This is a genomic window from Spirosoma sp., from assembly GCF_048594605.1.
Lineage (GTDB): Bacteria > Bacteroidota > Bacteroidia > Cytophagales > Spirosomataceae > Spirosoma.
On the sequence record NZ_JBMDWV010000265.1, the window covers coordinates 1 to 8,382 of the forward strand.

Sequence of the window (8,382 nt, forward strand, 5' to 3'; positions counted from 1 at the left end):
GGCGGATGAATACGTAACGGAAAATTTTATGCAACTACCGACAACTATGGATGGTACGGCTGACAGCCTGAAAATAGGTGCCGAACAATTCAATCTGGGTAAACTTGCTGAAGCGGATGCTGTCTTTCAAAGTATATTGAGCCGCCAGCCCGACAACGAAAGTGCGCTAAAATACGCCGGTATTGTTTCGCTACGTCAGGGGAATTATGATAAGGCCGTTACGTTGTTCCATCAGCTAAGTCGGCAGACGGATCTTGTTGCTAATCCGGGTACGTTTTACGAGGCCATCGCGCTGCTTAAACGTGGTCAGAAATCGGATGAAAGCAAGGCTAAACAACTGCTTGAGGAGGTCGTCAGCAAAAATCTGGAAGGCAAGCGCGAGGCCGAGAAGCTTCTCGAAAAGCTTTAGTATTTCCACTACACTCAGTAAAAAAAAGGGCATTACCTTTATGATAATGCCCTTTAAGCCCCAAAGGAAGTCTTTCGATTTTCAATCCCCTCTCTATTTACCCCATACTGCCGGATTCTGACGCCAGGCAGCGAGGGAATCTAGAGCTTCGGCTGGTATATAATTAAGCGCCTGAGCTTCAGTTAGTAATGCATCGTAATGGCTAAGGCAAATCAACGGTACGTCCTTGGCGGCAAAATTCTGGTCAGCCAGCGGGAAGCCATATGTAAAAATTGCAGCCATGCCTAGTACGTCAGCGCCTGCGGCACGTAACGCATCAACGACTTTGAGAGAACTGCCTCCGGTCGAAATTAAATCTTCAATCACAACGACACGCTGGCCGCTCGCTAAATGTCCTTCAATCTGCTTCCCCATGCCATGGGCTTTCGGCTCGGGCCTTACGTAGCAGTAGGGGAGATCCAGCGTGTCGGCAACCAATGCACCCTGTGGAATACCCGCTGTAGCCACACCCGCAATTACTTCTACAGACGGAAAACGCTGCTGAATGGCATCGGCCAGTGCATTTTTGATAAAGCTGCGTACTTCAGGATGAGCCAACGTAACGCGGTTATCGCAGTAAATGGGGGATTTCCAGCCGGAACTCCAGGTAAATGGCTCACTGGGGCGGAGCCGGACCGCCTGCACCGCCAATAAATGCCGTGCTACGGTCTGTTGAACAGATAAAGAATCCACGTAGATATGAAAAGTGATACTCCAAAATTAAGCAGCTACGCCTATTTCGCCGAAAATTTGTAGACAGTTGTGCTTATATATGTATCTCCCGGACGTAGTACCGTAGTCGGGAAGTTGGGCTTGTTGGGTGAATCCGGGAAGTGCTGGGTTTCAAGACAAACACCAAAACGACGTGTGTAGGGAACCCCACCAATGCCCGTTAACTTACCATTCAAATTATTGGCTGTGTAAACCTGTACAGCAGGTTCGGTTGTGTACATTTCCATAAACCGACCACTGGTTGGTTCGTAGAGCGTAGCCCCCAGTTTCAGCGATTTGGATTTATCCGTGAACACCCAGCAGTGGTCGTACCCTTTCCCGTATTTGATCTGCGTATCGTTCGGATCATCGATTCGGGCGCCTATGGCTGTAGGCTTTGTAAAATCGAAAGGCGTACCCGCTACTGGCTGGATCTCACCAGTTGGGATTTGCTTCTCATCCGTCGGCAAAAAGGCGTCGGCCTTGACCATCAACTGGCTGTTCAGTACGTCCTGTTTAAGACCGCTCAGGTTAAAATAAGCGTGGTTTGTCAGATTGACAACGGTAGCCTTGTCTGTGGTTGCTTTATAATCGATACGTAATGCGTTATCTTTTTGAAGCGTATACCGAACTTCTACCGACAGATCTCCCGGAAAACCTTCTTCTCCGTCTTTTGACAGATAAGTTAAAATCAGAGCTGGCTCTTTTCCGTCAATGGTCGTAGCTTTCCAGATTTGTTTGTCGAAACCTTTAGGACCGCCATGAAGTGTGTTTCCGTTATTATTTGCCGGTAATGTGTATTCTTTCCCATCGAGCGTGAATTTTGCGTTACCGATGCGATTGCCGAAGCGTCCGATAATAGGCCCCAGGCTGGGTGTGCCTTTCGCATAGTCGCTAAAGGACGACAGGCCAAGCACTACGTCTTCCTGCTTACCTGACTTATCAGGGGCCGTTAAGGCGACAAGATAACCGCCATAGTTTGTGATTTTGGCGAGCATACCATTGTCATTTCGAAGCGAAAATAAATCGGCTTCACGCCCGTCGGGAAACGTACCGAACAGCGTTTTTGAAATGCCAGCTTTGGGCTTTATTACGTTCGGATCAGGATTAGAGGTCATACTGCTTAAGGATAGCAAGGGTAAGAGAAACAGAGCGATTTTCATGAAAAGTCAGTTTGTAACGATGATAGCTGACTTTATTCTCTGTTAAGGTGCACTTTTACAGTATCAATACGGCTACCATCCATTGAGACGATTGTAAATGTAAAGGGAGAAAGTTCAATAATCTCACCTACTTGCGGAACATCTTCGTTCGTAGCCAGAATCAAACCGCCGAGCGTATCGTAGCGGGCAGAGGGCTGATCACCTATTGGAATGCTCCATCCGTACGTTTTATTGAGATCATCAATTTCATGGCGAGCACTCAACAGCCAGGTTCGTTCATCAAGCTGCTGCTCGATCCAGTCTTCGTTGGTATCGTATTCATCCTGAATCTCCCCGAAAATCTGCTCAACCATGTCTTCAACACTCACAATACCCGCAGTGCCACCAAACTCGTCCACTACTAAAGCCAGACTCTTGTGCTCCGATAAAAACCGGGTCAATAAATCCTGAGCGGGCATTGTTTCTGGAACGATGATAATCGGCGTAATGATTTCTTCGATGGTAGCTGGTTTTTTGAATAAGGCCAGGGCGTGGCAGTAACCAATTACGTCGTCTATGGTATCGCGGTAGACAACAATTTTTGAATGGCCACTGTCCTGAAATTCCTGGCGCAACTCTTCGACGGTATCGTCAACAGCAACAGCCGCAATTTCCGTACGAGGAATCATGCATTCGCGGACCCGCACGTCTCGAAATTCGATAGCATTATTGAAAATCTTCGTATCGACTTCAACAGCTTCTTCGGTGTCTGCTTTCTGGTTATTTAACTGTTGCAGGTATTGATTTAAATCCGTGAGGCCGAATACGGGCCGAATCTCAGGATTTTTTTTACCCAATACGTAACGAATAAAAAAGCGGGCCGTTCCAACCAAAATCCGAACAATAGGAGCAATAGCTTTATAAATAACCCACAACGGTACGGCCAGTGCCTCCAGAAAACGGTCGGGGTGAATAAGAGCCAGACTTTTGGGGATATAATCGGCCAAAGGCAGGAAAACGACCGTCAAAATCAGGATTTCAATGGCAATGGATACAGCTTCATGAATGGCCCACGCATCCGGAATTAGGGCAGCTAACAGAGGATTTAGAGCCGTTACGCCCAATACAGCATACAGCACCAAAAAAAGTGTGTTACCCGTCAGTGTTGTTCCTACAAATAGAATTGGATTCTTGAGAAAACCGGATACCAGCTTTTCGCTCAAGGGGCCCTGTTTGCTGTGAAGCTCAAAATACAACCGATTGACCGATACGTAAGCCATCTCGACCGCCGAAAAGAAACCGGCTAACACGAGCGCCAGTAAAGCACCAAGTAATAGGGCGTAGGATTCCATAAAAGTTGCTAGTCGACAGTGGTAAGTTGTCCGTAGAAGGGAAGCTAACCACTATCGACTATTTTTTCTTTTTCTTACGTTCTTCGACCATTTGCTTGATGGTCGGAGAAACGGCTTTTTCGCGTTCGAGTCGCTTGTTTTTAATATATTGAAAGGCCAGCAGAAAGCCCAGACACAACATTAAAAGCCAATAACTCTCGGCAAAGCTGGTTCGTTGATACTCTGCAATCCAAAGGATCAGAAAACCAGCTCCGGCTGCTAACAGCAGAATTTCAGAAAGTTTTAGTTTCATGGGTTAAACAGTCGTTAGTCGTAGGTCAATGGTATAAGTTAATCACTAACAACTGTCGACTACTAGACCGCTTTTGCCTCTATCTTCCTGAACTCCCGATATCGACGTACCGCGGCAATCAGGAAGCCAATTACAACGATTAACGTTCCAATCCAGAGAATGTTAATAAGCGGCTTCTCAAACGCTTTCATCACTACGTAATCCCGCTGGGTTCGATTGACAGCAAAAGTGAATTTACCTGTACGCGGATCAATCTCGTTCAGCTGGATACGAACGCCTAATTCATCGCTTACTTCGGCAGGATGAGCTACCATGCGGTTTTTAATGATGAACGCCGGGTTGAGAATGTGCTCACCGTTTTTGTCGAGGACACGTACTCTGGCGCGAACGGCAGCGTCAGCTGCGCCAATTTCCATACCTTCTACTTGGTTGGTTCGTACTACGTCGTCCAGAATCGCTACGTAGTCGTTCAGGAAAAATGTGTCTTTGATGGCAACGCTGTACGTTTCTGTTTTTTCCCATTTGTTCTCCGCCCCCGGATCTGGCACTGAGTTGACGTACGTATAGATATCCCGATCCAGTTGATGACGTGTATCGGGTGAGGCCAGCAGACCCATGCGTTCGTTCACCTGCGCTCTTGGATACAGGCTAAACACTTTACCACTGGGTTCCCGGTATTCAACTTCGTAATACGTATTTTCGGGATAAAGAGCCAGCGTATCACCTTTTTTGTGGTATAGTTTGCCATTCTGCTCGATATCGCGTAGCGCAATCCCGTGGAAGTCACCTTCTATGACCATGACATCCTTTCGCGGAATATATCCGGGTACGTCGCGGGCTTCAATACGTTGCCCGCGATACGTTAGCTGATAGGGTCCCATGCGCTCGGGCTGATTCAGCCAAAGCAGTGTATTTTCCTTATTTTCTTTGTTATCGTTCTTGGTAAACTCTTCCTGCTTCGAAATAAGCAGGCCGCTGTTGTTTAGCGAAATAACCTTCGAATAACCAGCTGAATAAAGAATACCGATCAGCATTAAGGCCATGCCCATGTGGGCGATTGCTCCACCCGACAGGCGATAGTTGCCACGAATAATGTCCAGCAAAATGGCTCCGTTTGTCATTAGGGCAAAAACCGACGCGACCAACAAGACCATGTAAACGGGATTCTTGATTTCACCAAAAGCAATTAACCCGGCGCTGATCAGGAGCGTCAGAATCCCTGGAGTGATGAGCGCATCCCATTTTTTGTTGTCAACTTTGCACCACCACATGTATTGCCCTACGCCCGTCAGCAAGGAAATTACAATGAAGAACCAGATTTGGAATTTGTTATAGTGGGCAATCTGGTCGGCAGGAAGTGCCAGATTTGAGATCTTGCCGAATGATTCCAGAATCTTGTTATACACCGGAATTGACGTAGTGGCGATGATTTGGAAAGCGGCCAGACAAAGGACGGTTGCGCCAACAAACAACCAGAATTCTTTGGTATAGATCGACGTTTCCTGCTCATCACTTGGAATATACTTCCACTTACTGGCCGCTAATACTACGGCTAGTGTGACGAAGGCCAGTAGATAAACCAGCAATTGACCCGACAAACCTAAATCGGTAAATGAGTGAACAGAAGCATTACCCAGGATACCGCTACGTGTCACAAAGGTTGAATACAGAATAAGCAGAAAGGTGCTTATGGTTAGAATAATAGCTGTTTTCAAACCCGTTGAGCTTCGCTTGGCTATCAGCATGGTATGAATAGCGCCCACCAACACGAGCCAGGGCACGAATACCGAGTTTTCGACTGGATCCCAGTTCCAGTAACCTCCGAAATTAAGCGTTTCATAGGCCCAATAGCCACCCATCATAATAGCTGTGCCAAGCACCATGCCGCTGATGAGTGTCCAGGAAAACGCAGGACGTATCCAGGCCAGAGGCTGATTGCGCCATAAACCAGCAATACAATACGAAAAAGGAATCAAGGTAAGCGCATAACCCAGAAAGGTCGTTGGCGGGTGAATCACCATCCAATAGTTCTGCAGCAACGGATTCAGACCATTTCCGTCCTTAGGAACGAAATTGGGGTCCATTGTAAAAACCGGCGCATCAGGCATGGCTTCTTTCAGCAGAAGAAACGGCGATGATCCCAGTTTGAACGTATCACCGAAAACAACACCGAGAATCATGGATGCCAGAAATGCCTGCACCAGCGCGAAAATAGTTATCATTGGGGCTTCCCACTGTTTGCCACTGGCCCGGGTTAGAATAAGGCCTAACATGGCATTCCAGAAAAGCCAAAGGAGAAAAGAACCTTCCTGACCTTCCCAGAAGCAGGAAATCATGTATTGCACGGGTAAAGCCAGCGATGAGTGACTCCAGGCGTAGTGGTACTCGAAATAGTGATTGTAAATGATGTAATATAAACTCGCACCAATGCCAACCACAGCTGCTGCATGGATGTAAAATGCCCAGCGCGCCAGCATACGCCAGTCGTCTTTGGCTGGGGGTAGGGGAGTTGAGACAGAAGCCTTCCCTTTTTTTCGAGCTACTTTACCGCCGAAACTGGATTCGCCAGCATATGCTAGTTGAGGTTCTTCAATAGGTTCTGCCTGTACGACGCTACGTTGGCCCAGCGCCGACAGAAAATAGCCCACCGTAGCGACCAGGGCCGTAACGAACGACAATATGACTAGGAAATGGCCGAGTTGCCCGACGGTTGTGTGTATCATGAGTGAAAGAGCAAAAGAGCAAAAGAGGGAAAAAGCTCTGAGCAACTATCTGCTCTGGCCTTCGTTCCCTCTTTCGCTCTTTTACAGTTGAGCGGTTTTGGCTTCGTGTTCAGTTGTTTCGAGCTTGCCGTCCTGATATTTCGACGGACATTTCAGTAGAATTTTGTTACACTGAAAATGATCGCCCTGGATGCTGCCGACAATGACGATCTGTTCCGAGCGTTCGAAATCCTGTGGCTTTGGGCTATTATAAATGACCTTTTGTTCGTGGTTATCGTTGTCGACCAGTGTAAACTCGAAGTGATTCGGATCAAGAGCCGGATTATAGAGCATATCAACAATTTGCCCCTGCTCATTTTTCTTCAGCTTGCCAACTACGTGTATCATTTTGTCGTCGCCGTTCTGGGCAAGAGTCGTCGCCTGCCTAAACGTAACATACGAACTAGCATCGCCCGCAGTTGCAACAATGATTCCGATAGCTACGGCAATGACGACAATACCTAAAATGTGAGAGAGTTTCATGTCCTTAGACGGGAAGTTGATGAAGAATAAAGATTACCGGTCGATGTCCTGCGCCTTTGGTCTTACATCTTTCTTCTGATTTTTAATTTCTTTTTCCAGTTTACCAATTTGACTGTCAAGCCGAACAAGATACAAAATAATACCTGCAAATACAGCTGCTATAACGGCCACGACTACCCAGATTTTACCATCAGCACGTAGCCGGTCAGCCATTTCAACGCCCTGCGTAACAGGCTGTTGAGCCATGATAGTATGGCTGAGTAAAATCAGGGCAGCTAATGGAAATCTGCGAAATAGTGACAAGTACATGTTGGTAACAGTGAGTCTAAAACTTAACGTAAAAATAATACAATTCATTCCGCATATAGCGCACGACTTTAATCATCTAAGACCACTTTAACCCGGCGCATTCTCACGCGCAGTTCCGTAATCCAGACGCCCAGTAATGTGAAACCGATTATAGCCGGATAAAAAACCATGCGCATGTTGTTGTCCATATCGTATTTACCAAAAGCAGGGTTGCCGCCGTTGCCAGGGTGCAGGGAATCTGTCAGGCGGGGAACAATGAAAATAAGGGGAACAAATACAGCAAAGGCAAAAATGTTATATACAGCTGAAATGCGGGCGCGACGCTGCTCGTCGTCAAATGAGCCCCGCAAAATCAGATAGGCCAGGTACATCAGCATGCCAACCGCTACGCAATTTAACTTAGGATCATTTGGCCAGGGTTCGCCCCACGTAAAATTAGCCCATAACGAACCCGTTGCGCATCCCAGAAGACCGAACAAGATTGCGGTATTCGCAAACTCAACCGCCACCAGATCATCATCAAGGCTACCTTTACGCAGGTAACGAATGGAATAAATCGCGGACGTAAGCATCAGGGTAAGCATCCCAAACCAGAGCGATACGTGAAAGTACACGTTCCGAATGCTCTCATTTAGAATAGGTTGACGAGGCACTACGCCCAGTAATCCTCGTAATACTACGTAACTTAATATCACAACCGCCAGGGCCTTCCACCAATTTTTGTTCATAGTGTAATGCGGGTACAAACCCGCTATTTAGTAGTAGCGGGTTTGTACCCGCATTACTTTAGCGTCTCCATAAAAACGGACATAGTAGCCACGATAATGTCAACACGATTGCATCAACAGCGAGAATAATGATAATTTCGTTCCAGCTGCCGCTA

9 protein-coding genes are annotated in these 8,382 nt (G+C 47.0%); 1 reads left to right on the forward strand and 8 read right to left on the reverse strand.

The window, feature by feature from the left end; translation table 11 throughout:
* A partial coding sequence (locus ACOJS8_RS16205) for a tetratricopeptide repeat protein (RefSeq protein WP_420149588.1) occupies positions 1–409 on the forward strand: 409 nt, incomplete at its 5' end.
* Between the two features lie 93 nt (positions 410–502).
* Here the strand turns inward: ACOJS8_RS16205 and pyrE are convergent.
* The 8 genes from pyrE to ccsA (ACOJS8_RS16245) all read right to left on the reverse strand — a co-directional run bounded on the left by pyrE (position 503) and on the right by ccsA (ACOJS8_RS16245) (position 8,227).
* Complete coding sequence (pyrE, locus tag ACOJS8_RS16210; protein ID WP_420149589.1) at positions 503–1,141, reverse strand: orotate phosphoribosyltransferase; 639 nt, start codon at positions 1,139–1,141, stop codon at positions 503–505.
* 41 nt (positions 1,142–1,182) lie between these two features.
* On the reverse strand, positions 1,183–2,322 hold the full coding sequence (locus tag ACOJS8_RS16215) for an aldose epimerase family protein (protein WP_420149590.1): 1,140 nt from the start codon (positions 2,320–2,322) through the stop codon (positions 1,183–1,185).
* 32 nt (positions 2,323–2,354) lie between these two features.
* Entirely contained in the window at positions 2,355–3,653 is a 1,299-nt protein-coding gene (locus tag ACOJS8_RS16220; RefSeq protein ID WP_420149591.1) for a hemolysin family protein, read from the reverse strand.
* 58 nt (positions 3,654–3,711) lie between these two features.
* Positions 3,712–3,945, reverse strand: coding sequence for a hypothetical protein (locus ACOJS8_RS16225; protein ID WP_420149592.1), 234 nt, complete (start codon positions 3,943–3,945; stop codon positions 3,712–3,714).
* Between the two features lie 62 nt (positions 3,946–4,007).
* The gene (ccsA, locus tag ACOJS8_RS16230; protein ID WP_420149593.1) at positions 4,008–6,668 is read right to left on the reverse strand and encodes a cytochrome c biogenesis protein CcsA; all 2,661 of its coding nucleotides are present in this window, start codon (positions 6,666–6,668) and stop codon (positions 4,008–4,010) included.
* 81 nt (positions 6,669–6,749) lie between these two features.
* The gene (locus ACOJS8_RS16235; RefSeq protein WP_420149594.1) at positions 6,750–7,190 is read right to left on the reverse strand and encodes a cytochrome c maturation protein CcmE; all 441 of its coding nucleotides are present in this window, start codon (positions 7,188–7,190) and stop codon (positions 6,750–6,752) included.
* Positions 7,191–7,223: 33 nt separating this feature from the next.
* Positions 7,224–7,499, reverse strand: coding sequence for a CcmD family protein (locus ACOJS8_RS16240; protein ID WP_420149595.1), 276 nt, complete (start codon positions 7,497–7,499; stop codon positions 7,224–7,226).
* Between the two features lie 68 nt (positions 7,500–7,567).
* Positions 7,568–8,227 (reverse strand): cytochrome c biogenesis protein CcsA, encoded by a 660-nt coding sequence (gene ccsA / locus ACOJS8_RS16245; RefSeq protein WP_420149596.1) that lies wholly within the window; start codon positions 8,225–8,227, stop codon positions 7,568–7,570.
* Between the last annotated feature and the right edge of the window lie 155 nt (positions 8,228–8,382).

Coding starts and splice junctions, on each gene's coding strand:
- ccsA (WP_420149596.1), bottom strand. CDS start 8,227: ATGAACAAAAATTGGTGGAAGGCCCTGGCGGTTGTGATATTAAGTTAC.
- ACOJS8_RS16225 (WP_420149592.1), bottom strand. CDS start 3,945: ATGAAACTAAAACTTTCTGAAATTCTGCTGTTAGCAGCCGGAGCTGGT.
- ccsA (WP_420149593.1), bottom strand. CDS start 6,668: ATGATACACACAACCGTCGGGCAACTCGGCCATTTCCTAGTCATATTG.
- ACOJS8_RS16240 (WP_420149595.1), bottom strand. CDS start 7,499: ATGTACTTGTCACTATTTCGCAGATTTCCATTAGCTGCCCTGATTTTA.
- ACOJS8_RS16215 (WP_420149590.1), bottom strand. CDS start 2,322: ATGAAAATCGCTCTGTTTCTCTTACCCTTGCTATCCTTAAGCAGTATG.
- ACOJS8_RS16235 (WP_420149594.1), bottom strand. CDS start 7,190: ATGAAACTCTCTCACATTTTAGGTATTGTCGTCATTGCCGTAGCTATC.
- ACOJS8_RS16220 (WP_420149591.1), bottom strand. CDS start 3,653: ATGGAATCCTACGCCCTATTACTTGGTGCTTTACTGGCGCTCGTGTTA.